This is a genomic window from Thermorhabdus hydrogeniformans, assembly GCF_049310025.1.
Classification (GTDB): domain Bacteria; phylum Bacillota; class Thermosediminibacteria; order Thermosediminibacterales; family Tepidanaerobacteraceae; genus JBJYKD01.
Map to the genome: position 1 here is coordinate 15269 of NZ_JBJYKD010000032.1, position 17172 is coordinate 32440.

At 49.7% G+C, this 17172-nt stretch carries 14 protein-coding genes and 3 tRNA genes; 3 read left to right on the forward strand and 14 right to left on the reverse strand.

The genetic code is table 11. The features are described 5' to 3' along the window. Positions 1–22: 22 nt before the first annotated feature. Both ACKX14_RS13205 and ACKX14_RS13210 read right to left on the reverse strand, forming a co-directional pair. Positions 23–913: a DMT family transporter gene (locus ACKX14_RS13205; RefSeq protein ID WP_422448403.1), complete on the reverse strand. Its 891-nt coding sequence runs from the start codon at positions 911–913 to the stop codon at positions 23–25. 38 nt (positions 914–951) lie between these two features. Next, positions 952–2454, reverse strand: coding sequence for a M1 family metallopeptidase (locus ACKX14_RS13210; RefSeq protein WP_422448405.1), 1503 nt, complete (start codon positions 2452–2454; stop codon positions 952–954). Between the two features lie 203 nt (positions 2455–2657). On the opposite strand from ACKX14_RS13210, the gene ACKX14_RS13215 reads away from it, so the two are divergent. Both ACKX14_RS13215 and ACKX14_RS13220 read left to right on the forward strand, forming a co-directional pair. Then, positions 2658–3503, forward strand: a complete 846-nt coding sequence (locus ACKX14_RS13215) for a fumarate hydratase (RefSeq protein ID WP_422448407.1) — start codon at positions 2658–2660, stop codon at positions 3501–3503. Positions 3504–3523: 20 nt separating this feature from the next. Further along, positions 3524–4075 (forward strand): Fe-S-containing hydro-lyase, encoded by a 552-nt coding sequence (locus tag ACKX14_RS13220; protein WP_422448409.1) that lies wholly within the window; start codon positions 3524–3526, stop codon positions 4073–4075. 25 nt (positions 4076–4100) lie between these two features. Here ACKX14_RS13220 and ACKX14_RS13225 read toward each other — a convergent pair whose 3' ends face one another. The 6 genes from ACKX14_RS13225 to ACKX14_RS13250 form a co-directional block, all read right to left on the reverse strand. After that, a complete protein-coding gene (locus ACKX14_RS13225) occupies positions 4101–5261 on the reverse strand; it encodes a stalk domain-containing protein (RefSeq protein ID WP_422448411.1) in 1161 nt (386 codons plus the stop codon). A 481-nt stretch (positions 5262–5742) separates the two neighbouring features. Then, a tRNA-Gly gene (locus tag ACKX14_RS13230) sits at positions 5743–5817 on the reverse strand. A 212-nt stretch (positions 5818–6029) separates the two neighbouring features. Continuing rightward, positions 6030–6104: transfer RNA gene (locus tag ACKX14_RS13235), tRNA-Glu, on the reverse strand. Between the two features lie 6 nt (positions 6105–6110). Beyond that, a tRNA-Lys gene (locus ACKX14_RS13240) sits at positions 6111–6186 on the reverse strand. A 72-nt stretch (positions 6187–6258) separates the two neighbouring features. Next, positions 6259–7542: an adenylosuccinate synthase gene (locus tag ACKX14_RS13245; protein WP_422448413.1), complete on the reverse strand. Its 1284-nt coding sequence runs from the start codon at positions 7540–7542 to the stop codon at positions 6259–6261. A 141-nt stretch (positions 7543–7683) separates the two neighbouring features. Next, positions 7684–9075: an NAD(P)/FAD-dependent oxidoreductase gene (locus ACKX14_RS13250; protein ID WP_422448415.1), complete on the reverse strand. Its 1392-nt coding sequence runs from the start codon at positions 9073–9075 to the stop codon at positions 7684–7686. Between the two features lie 408 nt (positions 9076–9483). Between ACKX14_RS13250 and ACKX14_RS13255 the strand changes: the two genes are divergently transcribed. Continuing rightward, positions 9484–9672, forward strand: coding sequence for a hypothetical protein (locus tag ACKX14_RS13255; RefSeq protein ID WP_422448417.1), 189 nt, complete (start codon positions 9484–9486; stop codon positions 9670–9672). Between the two features lie 67 nt (positions 9673–9739). On the opposite strand, the gene ACKX14_RS13260 is transcribed toward ACKX14_RS13255, so the two are convergent. From ACKX14_RS13260 to citD, 6 genes are all read right to left on the reverse strand, one after another. Then, a complete protein-coding gene (locus tag ACKX14_RS13260; RefSeq protein WP_422448419.1) occupies positions 9740–10258 on the reverse strand; it encodes an AbrB family transcriptional regulator in 519 nt (172 codons plus the stop codon). 255 nt (positions 10259–10513) lie between these two features. Beyond that, positions 10514–11722 (reverse strand): isocitrate dehydrogenase (NADP(+)), encoded by a 1209-nt coding sequence (icd, locus tag ACKX14_RS13265; RefSeq protein ID WP_422448421.1) that lies wholly within the window; start codon positions 11720–11722, stop codon positions 10514–10516. Positions 11723–11906: 184 nt separating this feature from the next. Continuing rightward, positions 11907–13850 (reverse strand): aconitate hydratase, encoded by a 1944-nt coding sequence (locus ACKX14_RS13270; RefSeq protein WP_422448423.1) that lies wholly within the window; start codon positions 13848–13850, stop codon positions 11907–11909. 324 nt (positions 13851–14174) lie between these two features. Further along, positions 14175–15698, reverse strand: a complete 1524-nt coding sequence (gene citF, locus ACKX14_RS13275; RefSeq protein WP_422448424.1) for a citrate lyase subunit alpha — start codon at positions 15696–15698, stop codon at positions 14175–14177. Then, the gene (locus tag ACKX14_RS13280) at positions 15692–16582 is read right to left on the reverse strand and encodes an HpcH/HpaI aldolase/citrate lyase family protein (protein ID WP_422448426.1); all 891 of its coding nucleotides are present in this window, start codon (positions 16580–16582) and stop codon (positions 15692–15694) included. The genes citF and ACKX14_RS13280 overlap by 7 nt, the downstream gene beginning before the upstream one ends. Beyond that, positions 16542–16847 (reverse strand): citrate lyase acyl carrier protein, encoded by a 306-nt coding sequence (gene citD / locus ACKX14_RS13285; protein ID WP_422448428.1) that lies wholly within the window; start codon positions 16845–16847, stop codon positions 16542–16544. Before citD ends, ACKX14_RS13280 begins: the two co-directional genes overlap by 41 nt. Between the last annotated feature and the right edge of the window lie 325 nt (positions 16848–17172).

A 17172-nucleotide genomic window follows, 5' to 3' on the forward strand; every position in this document is an offset into this window, starting at 1 on the left:
AATATATATTATTCGCCGTCGGTTACAGATTTTCCTCCTTGCTTGCGAAATTATTTATTTTTTTTTCGAACAGAACCATAAAAAGCCCCGCAAACATTACCAGCATGCCCATTATGGATTTGAGGTCGGGGACTTCGCCCAGCAACAGCGCTCCCAGCAGAACCCCTCCCGTGACCTCCTGGGTGGAAATCAAATTGGCATAAGCGGGGTGGATGTAGCGTATGCCCGCATTGTAAAGGGTGTGCCCCAGGGTGGTGGGCAAAAGACCCAGGAGCGCCAGAGCCGACCACTGCTTCAAAGTGCCGGGGAGCACAAAGCCCGGCACCGACCAGGGCAGCAGAAAAACGGCGGCCAGAAAATATACCCAGAAAACGTATTTCAACAGGGGGTAGCTGTTCTTCTCCTTACGCCCGGCCACCGAATAAAGCGCAAGGCACAGGGCCGAAAGCAGTGCCATGCCGTCCCCCAGCAGCATTGGACGGGTGAACACCGGCTCAAACCCCGCAAGAATAATAATTCCCAGAATTACCACAATTATACCTATATATTTGTAACCGGGTATCCGTTCTTTCAGCAGCACAGCGGTGAGGACCGTTATCATGATGGGCGCGGTGTAGACCAGACTCAGGGCGTGAGCTATGGTGGTATAGAGCACCGAGCCTATATAGAACAGGAAGTGAAAGGATGTGATGAAGCCGTATAAAAGGAATTTGGGGATATCCTTTCGCTCCAGCGAAAGGGGCACCCTCTTAATCTTTGCGGCCATGTATATGAAAAAGGCCCCCAAAAACATCCTGAAAAACGCGATTTCCCCCACCGGAAGCCCATCCGCCCACCTGGTGAAGAGGGGGCTTGTCCCGAAAAAGACTGTCCCTATGGCGGTAAGCAATATGCCCCGCCCGTACATGTCCATCCCGCATTTCTCCTTTCTAAAATAATTTAGCGGCTTTTTTATGCGGCTTTCTCCAGGGGTTCGCCGCTTTTGAGCATTTTATATATCAATTCACTCCAGTCGGCGCCGGTGACTTGATTTACAGCCTTTATGAAATCCCGGGTGGTGGCGTTTTTGAAAAGGTTTTGCTTAAAATAATGGCGCAGGGCCTCTTTAAATTTAACCTTGCCCATGCGGTTTTCCAGTTCCCTGAGGATTATGGCGCCCCTGGAATAGACCAGTGCGTCATAATCCTGCCAGCTTGAAAACTCCGACAGAGGCCTCAACACCGGTCCGGGGGTGTGGCTGAGTTCGTAAAATCTATACGGGTTTAAAATAAAATCCGTGTAGACTCTCTCACCTGTCTTTTTGCCGTAGACGTTTTCATAATAGAGGACCGTCGAATACTCGGTGAGGGCCTCATCAAGCCATGGTTCCCGGACTTCGTTGTTGCCGACGAGGCCGTACCACCACTGGTGAGCCGTTTCGTGGGCTACAACGTATTCCAGAAGCTCGCCCTGGTTGTAGAACTGGCGCCCGATCATCACAAGATTGGGGTATTCCATGCCGCCTATGTAAAAATCCGATTCGACCACCGAGTAGTCTTTATAAGGGTACGGTCCGAAATAGTCGCTGTAAAATTTAATTGCCCCGGCGGCGAATTCCAGTGCTTTTTTGCCGTACGTCTCATCTCCCTCGATATAATAAGAAGTTACCTTTATGGCGCCCACGTTTTGGGAGGCGGTACGGAACATGCGGCTTGCCACCCAGGCAAAATCCCTTACTAAATCGGTTTTAAAAGTCCATATGTTAAATTCCCCCTCCTCTTTTCTGCCCGCGAGGCTCCCGCCGGCTGCGATGGTATATTCCGCAGGAGCCTTTATTTTAACGGTATAGGTGCCTACATCGCTGTAAAAGGGATCGCCCACGGCGTAGTAGGGATCTTTGTTCCAGCCGTTTTCATCATATACCGCCAGGATGGGATACCAGTTGGCTATATTAAAAGTGCTCCTGCCGTATCCGAATCGGCCCTGAGAGGGCGGAATCACCTCAACAAATTTCATGTTGAGCTTTATCTGCTCGCCCGGCTTCAGGGGCTGCGGAAGGTCCACTTTCAACATGGTGCCGTCGATTTCATATTTCAGGGCCCCCGAATCCGCTTCCACTTTCAGTATGTCTATGTAACCGGGGGAAAAGCCCTCCGGATAAGCGGCCGCCATTTCGGATTTGGGAAACGGCGCGGTATCGGGGCTCTTGAAAGCATTGGGGTACAGGTGAAAGTAAAGCGCCTCAAGCCGTGTCTGTTCCTCATTTGTCACGATTACCCGCTGCATCCCCTCGATCTTTTTTTGTTCGGGATAAAACGTTACATTGATGTCGTATTTCGGGCAGGTTTTTAAAATCCGGCCCAGCTTCCGGGTTTCATCTTCGCCGGGCCCGCCTTTAAAGGCCAAAAAATAAAAGGCGGCCAGCAAAAGGACTATCAGCCCCGCGATTCCCAGTTTCTTTCTATCCACACGCATCCCCCAATCTTCTTCATGGCTTCTGTAATAAATTTTATTAATGCGCAAACCTTTTTATTCCCGCTCTTGACCCGATAATATTTACCGCTGTTATTTTATTTTTCTACACGTTGCTCCCAAATCCTTTTGGTGGGGAAATATTCTTTTTATTGCTTTAAACAGACACCGGAAAGGGTGTATAATTGAGTAAAGGAGGATTCGAAGTGAGAGAGATTCACGTAAACCAAATCATCTTAGCCGTTGAAAATCTGTGTATCAAATCAAATTGTAAATTGTCCGGCGATGTAAAACGGGCTCTGGAAAAGTCGCTTAAAAATGAAGCTTCACCTCTGGGAAGGGAAATACTTAAAGATATAATCAAAAATGCTCAAATCGCGGAACAAAAAAATATTCCAATCTGCCAGGATACTGGATTTGCGGTGGTTTTTTTAAGTGTAGGGCAGGATGTAAGGATTGCCGGAGGAAATATCGCGGATGCCATAAATGAGGGAGTAAGGCGGGGGTATGTCAGGGGATATCTGCGCAAATCGATTGTGGCGGATCCGTTTCTGACGAGGAAAAATACGGGAGACAACACACCCGCAATCATCCATACTGAAATTGTGCCCGGAGATAAAATTAAGATTGTTCTGGCCCCCAAAGGCGGGGGCAGCGAAAACATGAGCGCCCTGCGCATGTTAAAACCGGCGGACGGAGTGGAGGGCATAAAGAGCTTCGTGCTGGAGACAGTGGACAGAGCCGGTGCCAACCCCTGCCCCCCGATTATTGTCGGGGTCGGTGTGGGCGGCACCATCGAAGTGGCGACTCTCATCGCAAAAAAGGCCCTCCTGCGCCCGGTGGGGCAACATCATCCCACGCCGGAAGTGGCCAAACTTGAAGAAGAACTGCTCGCGGAAATAAACAAACTCGGAATCGGGCCCCAGGGTTTTGGGGGTACCACCACCGCTCTTGCCGTCCACATCGAAACGTTTCCGGCACACATAGCCACCCTGCCGGTGGCGATAAACATTCAATGCCATGCGGCAAGGCATATGGAAGTGGAAATATGATAAGTGGGAGGAGCTAAAAGGTGATAAAAATTATAAACACCCCATTGACAGAAGAGGTGGTCTGCGGCCTGAAAGCCGGAGACAGGGTGCTTTTAAACGGCACCATATACACCGCCCGAGACGCCGCTCACAAGCGCCTGTTTGAAATGCTGGGCAGAGGGGAAGAGCTTCCGTTCGATCTTAACGGCCAGGTCATATACTATGTCGGGCCATGCCCCGCCGGGCCAGGAAGCGTAATCGGCTCCGCAGGGCCCACCACCAGCGGCCGGATGGACCCGTATACCCCCGCCCTTTTGCAGTCGGGCCTGAAGGGTATGATAGGCAAGGGTCTGCGTTCTCAGGCAGTCGTCGATGCCATAGTAAAATTCAAGGCCGTTTATTTGGCCGCCGTCGGCGGAGCCGGAGCCCTGCTGGCGGAATCTATTAAAGAAGCCGAAGTCCTGGCTTTCCACGACCTCGGTCCTGAGGCCGTCTACAGATTGAAGGTCAAAGATTTTCCTGTAACGGTGGTAATCGACTGTGAGGGGAATGACCTCTACCGCATAGGCAAACAGCGCTACAGGCGAATATAAAATATAAAAAAATAACCGGGAATAGTCAATTCGAGTTTATCTTTATGGTTTGTGATGAGCCGTCCCATATAACCGTGTCACCTAATGCCTCGCCGATAAATCGCAAAGGCACAAATGTTGTACCGTTTATTAACTGTGCAGGAACTGCAAGCGTCTTTATCAACCCATTAACACTGGCGGTTTTACTTCCTATTTTGAGCCGAACAGTGGTATTCCACCGCCTGCTTATAACTGTATTTGTCTTGCTATCATAATTAACGGCAGCTCCTAAGGCTTCAAAGAAAGCCCTCACGGGTACAAGTGTAGCTCCTGATTTTATTAACGGCGAAGGTGTGAATTGCTTTTCTGAACCGTTAATTATAACCGTTATCCCCGATCTCATATGCGAACCTACATTAGACATGATGGTGGTAAAATCCTCGGGAATATTAATAAAACCTCTTTTTATTTTGGTTAAGAGCGTCTGTTCAATTTTACCCGTGCCGCTAAAGCTGAATTCTTCCACATTGTCACTGTCGTAACCTTCGGGTATGTAATTCCACTTTGTATTAAGAGCACCGAAATGTTCCCAGCAGGGATAGGACTTGCCCTTCGGAACACTGGTCACCGGATCAGCGGGAATCCATCCCTCTCCGTCAAGATAAAATTCCACCCATGCATGGCGTGAATTAAATAAAAATTTATTTTTACCATTTTCTCTTACCGTCTTTTCAAGAAATCTGCTGCCATCGGGCAATATAAAATCATTCCTATTGCGCACATTTTTCATATCGTAATCTACTGCAAAACCTCTTGCTACGCGTGCAGGAACCCCGCTGGCCCTCAATAGAGCCACCATCAAGTCTGCATGGTCTTCACAAACTCCTTTTCCGTATTGTAAAGCTGACAGCGCACCTTTATTAGAGTATTTTTCTTCATATGAATAGGTCATGTGATTTTGGACAAAAGCAAATATCTTTTTCGCCTTCTGATAGGGGTCTGTAATACCCCTGGTCAACTCTGAAGCTTTTTTAACAATTGCCGGATTATCGCTTTGCACTAAATCAGAAGGACTTAAATATTTTTGTAAGTTTTTTGACATTAAATAACTACCCGGTTTGAATTTAATATTTTTGTACTGTATCAAGGCAATCTGCTGAATTATAAGTTTACCTCTGTTGTGAAAATTTTCATAGACCGCCAGCATGTTGCCTTTCTCATCTGTTTCAATCCTGGTGGGTTGGGGTTTTATGACAAACTGCTTTACAAATATGTACGGGGGAGCGCCGTCAATGAAATTATTAAGCAAAAGCCTTACTTTGATCTCAGAACTAAGGATTTCCCCCTGAAAAGTAAAAGTCTGTTCCTTTGTTAAAGTAAATTGGTCCGATCTTATCGTTTCAAATGAAGCATATGCATACGGGAAAAATAATGAAAATGAAAAAATTAATATTAAAAAAACAGTTATTACTTTGTATTTCACCTTGGTTACTCCTTTTATTCAATTTTTTGCAAGGACCAACAACAGCCCCAGCGGCGGCAGCGCAATGTTATTCGCAACAAATTGCCATGAGCATTAATAAATAAATCTGTCAGAAAGACGCTTTCCCAAGCCATCCGTTGCATATCGGTTTAACGGCACCAAAAAGGGGTTCCGCTATGTAGCCAATCGGAACCCCTGCTTTTTCTGGAGCGGAAAACGGGATTCGAACCCGCGACCCTCGGCTTGGGAAGCCGATGCTCTACCACTGAGCTACTTCCGCATTAAAATATATTTTTAAACTTTGCAATAATTATTATAAAACCACTCTCTCCATTTGTCAACATCCGCACCAAATTCCCCCGGCGTTTTTTCGCCGTCAAAAGTTCACCTTCAGCCGTTTTTTACCCGGCTTTCGTGCCAAAGTCAGGCATTTTCAACCGGCGTACAGAAACAATGCAATCTTCCTGCCGACTGCACCTTTATGAAAAAAAATGGTGACCCCGAGGGGATTCGAACCCCTGTTACCGCCGTGAAAGGGCGATGTCTTAACCACTTGACCACGGGGCCACAAAATGGTGAGCCATCCGCGACTCGAACGCGGGACACCCTGATTAAAAGTCAGGTGCTCTGCCGACTGAGCTAATGGCTCAACACAAAAGCAATAATAATACTACTATAAAAATTACTTTATGTCAACCCACAAATTTAAGAAAATGCTTTTTTAGAACAGCTTTATGAGTTCAAAACCCTGATGACGTCCGGGGCCCACCGATACGAAGGATATACGCGTCTGGGTCAGTTGCCCGATTCTCTCCACGTAATTGATGAGGTTTTTGGGCAGTTTATCGTATTCGGTGATATGCGATATGTCTTCCTGCCACCCGGGGAGTTCTTCATATACCGGCTTGCATTCGGACAAAACTTTCAGGCTGGCCGGAAATTCCTCCAGAACCCGCCCGCGGTACTCGTATCCGGTGCAGATTTTCACCTTCTCGAGGCCACCGAGGGTGTCGAGTTTGGTCACGGCTATATGGGAAAGGCCGTTGACCCGGACGGCAAATCTCAGTATCACGGCGTCCAGCCATCCGCAGCGCCTGGGCCTGCCGGTGGTGGTGCCGTACTCGTAACCCCGCTCCCTTATATAATCCCCGGTCTCATCGAAAAGTTCGGTGGGAAAAGGGCCTTTCCCCACCCTGGTGGTGTACGCCTTTACCACGCCCACCACACGGTCGATAAAGGTGGGGCCCACTCCGGCACCTATGCACACGCCTCCGGCGATGGGGTGAGATGAGGTGACGTACGGATACGTCCCCAGATCCACATCCAGGAGCGTTCCCTGGGCTCCCTCGTACAGTATTTTTTTGCCATGCCTGGCGGCTTCATATATTATGACGGTTGTATCGCAGACCATATCCTTAATCCGTTCGGCTGCGGCCAGGTAACTCTCCAGGATGGGCTTTTTTTCAAAACCCTGTACTCCATAAACCTTCTCCAGCAGATGGTTCTTGGCCTCCAGGTTTTGCTCGAGCTTTTCTTCAAAGAGCTGCGGGTCCAGCAGATCGCACACGCGGATGCCCATTCTTTCGGCTTTATCGATATAGGCGGGCCCTATGCCCATCCTGGTGGTCCCCAGATCGTTGGCCCCCTTTCTCTCTTCGGTCAGGCCGTCCAGCAGCTTGTGGTAAGGCATAATAACATGGGCCCGATCGCTGATGTAAAGCCCTTTCACCTCAACGCCCTGATTTTCCAGGTACTTTATCTCATCAATCAGGGCGATGGGATCTATCACCACGCCGTTGCCTATGATGCAGATTTTTCCAGGGTGCAATATGCCCGATGGTATGAGATGCAGCTTGAACCTCCTGCCGTCAACCTCCACCGTATGACCGGCATTATTTCCTCCCTGGTAGCGCACCACCACGTCGGCCTCCCGGGCCAGGTAATCGGTTATGCGCCCTTTTCCTTCATCGCCCCACTGGGTCCCTATCACAACAACACCCGACATTTTATTCACTCCCATCAATGATATTAAACTTCTTCCGCCAGGCCCTTCAGCAGGAAACCAGTGATATACGCCACTGCGGTTTATACGCTATTTCCATAAAGACCCCCTGTTTGTACCAAAATTCGGGCCTTTTTATCGAAACTATTTTTTACATCTTTTCAGTATCTCCCTGGCCACCATGACGCCGGAAGCCGAAGCCTGCGCAAGACCTCTGGTCACCCCCGCCCCGTCGCCGGCGGCGAACAGGTTTTTCACCTGAGTCTCCAGACAGGAGCTCAGTGTGGGCCTGGAAGAATAGAATTTGACCTCCACACCGTAAAGAAGGGTGTGGTGCGAATACACCCCGGGAGCCAGTTTGTCCATGGCCTGCAGCATTTCCAGTATGCTGACCATATGCCGGTAAGGGAATACGAGACTCAGGTCTCCGGGAGTGGCCTCTCGCAGTGTGGGTTCCACCAGGCCCCTTTTAATCCTTTCGGGAGTGGATCTCCGGCCCGAGAGCAGGTCACCGAGCCGCTGGACCAGCACTCCCCCGCCCAGCATGTTGGCGAGGGTGGCTATATACTTTCCGTAGGAAATGGGCTCTTTGAAGGGTTCCGTAAAGGTCTTGCTCACCAGGAGTGCAAAGTTGGTATTGGCTGTTTTCTTATCGGCGTAACTGTGCCCGTTGACGGTTATAAGGCCGCTGTTGTTTTCCATAACCACTTCACCGTAGGGGTTCATGCAAAAAGTCCTGACCCTGTCGTCAAAGGACTTTGAATAGTACACCAGCTTGGACTCGTAGACCACGTCGGTAATATGCTCCATTACCACCGACGGCACTTCCACCCGCACTCCTATGTCTACGGGATTTATGGCCATGTCCAGTTTGAGGCGGGTTGCCTCGCCGGAAAACCACTCGGCCCCTTCGCGCCCCGGCACCACCACCACGTAATCCGCCAGAAACTCCTCTCCCGTTTCGGTAACAACGCCCCTCGCCTGTCCGTCTTTCACCACAATGGTCTTAACGGCTGTGGAAGTCTTTATGTCAACTTTTTTATCCAGATATTTTCTCATTTCTTTCAGGATGCTCCAGCATTTTTCCGTGCCCAGGTGCTTTACTCTGGCCGGTATGAGCCGCAGGTCGGCGGTCGCCGCCTTTTGCTGGATTTCCTTTACTTTCTGGGTGTCGGACCCGTGCACAATTTCGGTAGCGCCAAAGCTCAGAAAAACCCTGTCCACGTAGCCGATCAGTTCCGCCACCTCATCTCTGGGGATGTATTCATCGAGCCACCCGCCAAACTCCGTTGTAAGAGTGAATTTGCCGTCGCTGAAAGCTCCGGCCCCTCCCCAGCCGTTTACAATGGAACAGGGGTCGCAACGCAGGCACCTGACTTTTTTCTCTTTGGACGGGCAAATCCTACCGTCGATGTCCTTGCCCTTCTCCAAAATCAGCACTGAAAGGCCGGGCGCTTTATCCACCAGCTCCAGGGCGGTAAATATGCCTGCCGGGCCGGCTCCAACGATAATCACATCGTATTTTCTCCCGGGCATATTATCCCTCACTTTCAAAAAAATCGGCCGTGTTCATTTCGCTTAAGCTTCCAGACTTAGTATAAATAATCCTTTATAGTCTATGTAAAAAGCGGTTTTGACAACACAAAATATAATATCAAAGTGGGTCATCAAAGTCAATACATTTTCCGAATATTAATATAATCAACGGCTATATTATTTTGTTCTTAACGAATAATATAATTTGATATGGGATTATATATACGGATTTCCGGCGTGACTTTCCAATCAACGGTCTTTAAAAGCACCGATAAAAACCGTGTATCAAGCGCATATCAAAATGGTTGAGAAAAAAGAAGAAAGTGCCGGGGAAGAATATTGAAGAGTAAATTTTGAAATACTACATAATAACGAGACTTGGGTCACATCGTAGAGGAGGGAAATCGAATGGCAAAAGCCCCGGCGGCTCCGCTGGATCCAAAACAGTTTTCCATCAAACCCGGCGATCTGGGATACGACACGGAAACGGCGGCGGAAGTGGTCCCGGCGGTTATGAGGGTAGCCGAAAGGACCGCCATAGCCCGCGACACCCACGGCACGCTGAGATCCAATTTGAACATATGCCCCGGTGAATAAAAAATGCATATTTTACACGCAAAATGACATGCCGCCGCGCATGTCATTTTGTCCGCCCTGAATCCGCTTATTTCCCGGTAATATGGACGGAATTTGCCACAATTTTTGAAATGAGCATCACCAGCAGCGGATATATTACAACTATCAACACCCGGCGCACCGTCTGGATAACCACCACCGCCGGGTGGTTCACATCGTAGGACTGGGAAAGCACTATCATTTCCTGCATGCCTCCCGGCACGCTTCCAAAGAGGGAAGTGTAGAGCTCGATTCCCGTAACCCTGCTGACCAAAAACCCCGTTAATACCCCGAACACGGCCAGCAGCACCACCACCATCAGAGAAGGAATAATATAATCCTTCAACCCCGCCGCCACCTCTCGCGTGATGGACAGACCCAAAACGCCTCCGATTACTATCTGGGCAAGAGTGTTGAAGGTTTCCGGAATTTCCGTTTTAACCCCGAGAAGATTGGCGGCCCCCACAAAGGTCATGGCTCCAAGCAGCGCGCCGGCCGGTATTCTGAGTCGATTTCCCAGATAGCCGCCGGCGAGAGTCAGGGCAATGGTTAATATTATTCGATTCATACCTGCATCTCCCTCTCAAACATATAATGTCCATGTATGTCTATTTGCTCCGGGGAAAACTTTCAATCCAGATGGAACTGGATGTGAAATAAAAATATCAATTTTAGGATAACACAAAGAATAAAGAGGGGCAATATAATTACCCCCCTTGCGGTAAAAACGCCATTGTATGGTTCTGCTCCGGAGCAGCAGGTGTAAATTTGCTTTCCGCCTTAAAAAGCCGCTGTTGCTGCAACCGGCGGCAGATCGGCGGAACTACCCCATATTTTCAACAACCGCGGATGCAAATTCGGATGTTCTGACCTCCCATGCGCCTTCCATCAGGCGGGCAAGATCGCAAGTGACCGTTTTTCTCATTATGGTCTCTTCCAGGGCCGATCTTATGAGGTCTGCCGCCTCCTTCCATGCCATGTACTCCAGCATCATGACAGCCGAAAGAATCAGGGAGCCGGGGTTTACTTTATCAAGCCCGGCGTACTTGGGCGCCGTCCCGTGGGTGGCCTCAAAAAGGGCGATATAATCCCCTATGTTGCCCCCCGGCGCCATGCCCAGGCCTCCCACCTGGGCCGCAGCCGCATCGGAGAGGTAGTCGCCGTTGAGGTTGGGCGTCACTATCACATCGTATTCATCAGGCCTGAGGAGCAGCTGCTGGAACATGTTGTCGGCTATGCGGTCGTTTACAAGGATCTTGCCTTCAGTCACTTTCCCGCCGCATGCAAGCTCTTCCTCCGTAACAATGGTTTCACCGAATTCTTTTCTTGCAAGCTCGTAGCACCAGTTTTTGAAGCTCCCTTCGGTGTACTTCATAATATTCCCCTTGTGGACTATCGTTACAGACCTCCGGCCGTTTTCCAAGGCATATTTCAGTGCCTTCCTCATAATGCGTTCGGAGGCCGCTCTGCTTATATATTTCACGCCGATGCCCGCATCGCCGGGAATCCGGCAGCACATTTCATTGTTTAAAAACTCCCTCACCTTTTCCGCCTTTTCGCTCCCTGTTTCCCACTCGATGCCGGCGTAAAGGTCCTCGGTGTTTTCCCTGAAAATGACCAGGTCTACCCATTCCGGGTGAACCACAGGGCTGGGCACACCCTTAATCCATTTCACCGGGCGCACGCACGCGTAAAGGTCCAGCTCCTGCCGCAGAGTCACGTTGAGGCTCCTGATTCCTCCCCCCACCGGGGTGGTCAGGGGACCCTTGATGGCCACTATGTGTTCTCTTATGGCTTCAAGGGTTTCGCCCGGCAGCCAGCTTCCGGTCAATCGGAAGGCCTTTTCCCCGGCCAGGATCTCCTTCCATTCAATTTTCCTGCTCCCTTTATAGGCCTTTTCCACCGCGGCGTCTACCACTTTTCTTGTGGCCCTCCATATGTCAGGGCCGGTGCCGTCCCCCTCGATAAAGGGGATTATGGGATTGTCGGGCACCGCAAGTTTTCCATTTTTTATCGTTATTTTTTCCGGCATACGTTTCACCGTCCTTTTTTAATACAGGGTATGATGGTTTACATCATAATCTCTTTCTCGATGCGACTTACTTAAAAAACCGGCAAACAAAATTTTACTTCGTTAAAATTGCTTGTATTGAATATAGTATACTTTCACCGCTTCAAGCGTATTGAGGTCGTTCAGCGGTATTTAGGGCTATACATTACTTCTCCATATCCCAGCGCCTACCCGCCAGGTTCAGCAACCCTCCCGCCAGGATTATATCTATCTGGCGGCCCGAGAGGTTGTGCTTCACTTTGTAAACTTTGCCGGTGGTGAGGTTTTTAACCTCCAAGCAGTCAGAAAGCAGGCCCTCCCGGGCGTTCTCAATGGCAAGCTCGTCACCTTCACCATCGCCGGGCCCTTTTATGTCGTCGTAGTCTCTTTCCTCCGCAAAAACAAGGGGCAGTATTCCGAAATTGATTAGATTCTGACGGTGTATCCTTGCAAAGGATTTGGCTATGACCGCTTTTACGCCCAGGTACATCGGCGCCAGTGCGGCATGTTCGCGGCTGGAACCCTGCCCGTAATTGGAGCCGCCCACGATAAACCCGCCGCCGGCTTTTCTGGCCCTTTCGGGGAAGGTGGGGTCCACCGCCTCAAAACAGTGTTCCGATATGGCCGGGATGTTTGAACGAAGGGGGAGGATTTTGGCTCCGGCGGGCATGATGTGGTCCGTGGTGATGTTATCCCCAACTTTGAGCAGCACCCGGCCCCTTATAACGTCCGGCAGGGGGCTCATCCCTGGCAGGGGCTTTATATTGGGGCCTCTTATTATTTCCACCCGGCTTCCATCTTCGGGTGGCGGAATTATCATGCGGTCGTCGGCATCGAATTTTTCTGGCGTTTCAACAAGTATGACCTCTCCCAGGGTCCGGGGGTCGGTTATAACGCCGGCAATGGCCGATGCCGCGGCGGTCTCGCAGCTGGTCAGGTAAACTTTAGCGTCTTTTGTGCCGCTCCTGCCTTCGAAATTCCTGTTGGAGGTCCGAAGGGAAACTCCGGCGGAAGGCGGCGCCTGGCCCACCCCCACACACGGCCCGCATGCGCATTCCAGTATCCTTGCACCGGCGGCCACCAGGTCCGCGAGGAAGCCGTTTTTCGCAAGCATGTACAGCACCTGTTTGGAACCGGGTGCTATCACCAGGCTTACATTTGGAGCTACGGTCTTCCCCTTTAATATTTTCGAAACCCGGACAAGATCCGCGTAAGAAGAATTGGTACAGCTGCCTATAAACACCTGGTCCACCTTCAGCCCGGCCACATCCGAAACCCTTACCACGTTATCCGGGCTGTGGGGCAGTGCGATAAGGGGCTCCAGTCGCTCGAGGTCAATGTCTATCATCTCGTCGTATTCGGCATCGGCGTCGGCGGTTAGGTGCACATAATCCCCGCCCCGGCCCTGGGCCTCCAGAAATCTTTTGGTAATATCATCGCTGGGGAATATTGATGACGTGGCGCCCAGTTCCGCACCCATGTTGGCTATGGTGGCACGTTCAGGGACTGAGAGGTTTCTTACTCCATCGCCGCCGTATTCCATGACTTTACCCACCCCGCCTTTTACCGTAAGGCGCCTCAGTACTTCGAGTATGATATCTTTGGCAGATACCCAGGGCGGAAGGCTCCCATGGAGCCGGATATTCACCACCCGGGGCATGGCAAGGTAAAACGGCCGGCCCGCCATGGCCATGGCCACGTCAAGCCCTCCGGCCCCGATGGCCAGCATGCCGAGACCTCCGGCGGTGGGGGTGTGGCTGTCGGAACCCAGCAGGGTCTTACCGGGCACCCCGAACCTCTCCAGGTGCACCTGGTGGCATATGCCGTTTCCGGGCCGGGAAAAATACACGCCGAATTTGGCCGCAGCGCTCTGGAGGAAGCGGTGGTCGTCGGCGTTTTCAAAGCCGGTCTGCAGGGTGTTGTGATCCACGTAGCTTACAGAAAGTTCTGTTTTAACCCGCGGGATGCCCATGGCCTCAAATTCCAGGTATGCCATGGTACCGGTGGCGTCCTGAGTCAAAGTCTGGTCTATCTTTATGGCGATTTCCTCGCCCGGTACCATGTTCCCCTCCACCAGATGTTTGGAAATAATCTTTCGTGTGAGATTCATTTTCCTGCCCTCCTTCAAGTTTGTGCGGAATTTTTACCGCATTTGTAGAAAGGCTGCTGTAAAAAATAATTGTATTATAGTATTTTTGTATACTGGTATTATACTATTATCCATTAAAAAAATCTACATAATGCTAGATTTTTATATATTCTGTAAATTTGAATTCTGCAAAAATATCTGTCCCGTTCGTTTCCTCAAACTTGATATATGCGGCGGGGCGGGGAAACCCCCTCACCCCGCGCCGAATGTATCATGTCATCTGTCCAAAGTTTCTTGCGGACCCAATAAATTTTGGGGCCGACCCTGAAATCGACCGATTTTGTTTCAATCCACCACATTTCTTATGACATCTATGATGGAACCGTCCCTGTACTCCACTATGCCTACTACCTTGTCACCCGATTCTACAGGGTCGGGTTTGCCGGTTATCTTTTCGGCTTTTTGTTTTAGTTCTTCTATGGAGCATACCGGAAGATTTGCATCTTTTAATCTCAGCTCCAGGTCTTTTTTCCTCGGGTTTACGGCTATGCCCCTTTCGGTGACTACAACGTCTATACTGCTGCCGGGGGTGATGACGGTCTTTACTTTGTCTACTACAATGGGCAGCCTGCCTCTTGCCAGGGGGGTGGTGATGATGGTGAGCTTTGCTCCATAGGCCGCATCCGAGTGGCCTCCGGAAGCCCCCATGATGATGCCGTCGGAGCCTGTGATGACGTTGACATTGAAGTCGGTGTCTATTTCCAGTGCGCTCAATATTACTATGTCCAGGTTGTTGACGGCGCAGCCTTTGTTATAGGCATTGGCGTAGTAAGAGGCGTCCATTTCTATATGGTTTTTATTGTTTCTCAAGGATTCCACTGCCTGCAGGTCAAAGCACTGGACGTCCAGCAACTTTTCTACTAATCCTTCTTCCAGCATTTTTGCATAGGGGCCTGAGATTCCTCCAATTCCGAAGCTGGCCTTTATATTTCTTTCTTTCATGGCATCCTTCAGCTGTCTTATGACGGCAAGGGACGCCCCTCCGGAACCCATCTGCATGGAAAAGCCGTCTTCAAAAAGGCCCGAGTTCAGGATGACCTTACTTGCCAACTCGGCTATCAAAAGTTCTCTGGGACTTCTGGTAAATCTTACGGCGCCTGCCATAATGCCTTCGGGGTCTCCTATGGAGTCCACGCATACCACGTAATCTACAAGTGTGGATGGTATGCTTATGGGCGCAATGGGGTATTTTTTTAAGTTGTCGGTAATGGCTATCACTGTGTCGGCAAATCTTGCATCCACCATGGCATAGCCAATGGAGCCGAAGGCCGAAGGGCCGTCCACTCCGTTCAGGTTGCCGGCGCTGTCGGCACAGGGGGCCGCTATAAAGGCCACGTCTATGTGGAGCTCTCCCGATTCTATGGCCCTCGGCCTTCCTCCGTGGGACCTTATTATAACGGGTTTTTTGAGGAGCCCCCTTGATATTTCTTCGCCAAGTTTTCCCCGGAGGCCGCTGGTTTCTATGGAAGTTATTACTCCTTTTTTGATGTAATCGATTAAAAAGTCATGGCACTTGTTAAGGGAACTGGGGGCGAGTTTTAAGTCTTTTATGCCCAGTTCATCTATGGCGGCAAGGACCATGTTTACTACACGGTCTCCCTCTCTTAAATGGTGGTGGAAGGATATGGTCATGCCGTCTTTCAGGCCGCTCTGTTTTATGGCTTCTTTTATGGTAGGAAGGACTTTGTTTTCATGGGGCCTGGAAAGTTTTATGGTATGTCCCGCGGCCCTCCCGGAGGGTTGCAGCATTTCTCCCCTATACGGTACACCCAGACTCTCGGGGATTTCCCGCCCTATGGCGTTCAGCATACCGCCACCTCCTCTACAAGGCCTAGCGTCTTGGCAAGTTCCAGGACTCTCTGGGCTTTTTCTACTATGGGCTTATCGATCATTTTTCCGTTTAAGGATATTACCCCCGACCCTTTTTTCCTGGCTTCTTCTATGGCTCCGGTTATTTTTATGGCTTCTTCGATTTCTTCCTGGGTGGGTTTAAAAACATCGTGGACTATTGGTATCTGCCTCGGGTTTATAACGGATTTTCCGGTGAAGCCCATGGCTTTTGCTCTTTCTGTTTCCATTCTCAAGCCTTCCTCGTCGTCTACGTTGGAAAATACGGAGTCTATGACGTCCACCTTGGCGGCTTTGGCCGCCAGAACCAGCTCCCCTCTTGCTACCAGGAGTTCGTTTCCCTCTCTGGTCCTTTTTACTCCTAAATCGGCGGTGAAGTCTTCTCCTCCTATGGCTATAGCCGCCATCCGCGGGCTGGCGGTGGCGATATCATAGGCGTTTTTGAGGCCTTTTGCACTTTCTATGGATACCATTATTTTGGTGTTGCCTACTTTTATGCCTGACCTTTCCTCTATCATACTTATTTCTTCATCCAGTCTCTTTATCTGTTCTTTTGTTTCTGCCTTGGGCAGTCTTATCATGTCGGGCTTTTCCGGGATTATTTTTTTGATGTCTTCCTGCCAGTAGGGTGTGTCCATGCCGTTTATCCTTACGGCGACTTCCGTATTGCCAAAATCGAGGTATCTCAGGGCGTATTTTACCAAATATCTTGCGGCGTCTTTTTCGGAAAGGGAGACGGAGTCTTCTAAATCCAAAAGTATTGTGTCGGCTCCGTATATCATGCAGTCTGCCATCATATTGGGGTTATTTCCCGGCACATAGAGCAGCGTCCTCCGAAGTTTCACCTTGCTCACCCCCTGCTCTTTCGATGGCAGCCTCCAGTCTTGCCCGGATGGTAAAGTCTAACGCTTTTTTATCCATCACTTTAACTCTTACATCTTTTATGCCGTATTCATTCAGAATTTCCAATATCGTCTCTTTTATGTGCCTTCCAAATTGTTTTTTGATGGGGCTTTCTATTTCTATCTTTATGCCCTCTCCTTTATTTAGCGGTTCCAGTTCGATGATGCAATCGTTTTTTTCCTCTGTTCCCGCTTTGCTTGGTATCATCCCATGTCACCCTCTAAAAATATTTGTTTATACCGGCCACAGGATTTTTTTATACCGGATCTTTTGGCTAAATTAAGAGTCATTGCAGGCATCTGAATAATTTACCGTATCCTGCAGCCGTAAGTTTAATATACAAGTTTAGCAAGCTTTATATAAGTTTATTGAGTCACATATATTTAGATATCTTCATATTATGCCTTTACGGCTCTTTTACCTCTTTGTTTAAACCAATCCGAAATGAAAGGATACATTGAACCACCCTGCACTGGAGTGCAGGGAATTATTTGCGACTGAAAGTCGCTATTCAGGCTAAAGCCAGCTTAAG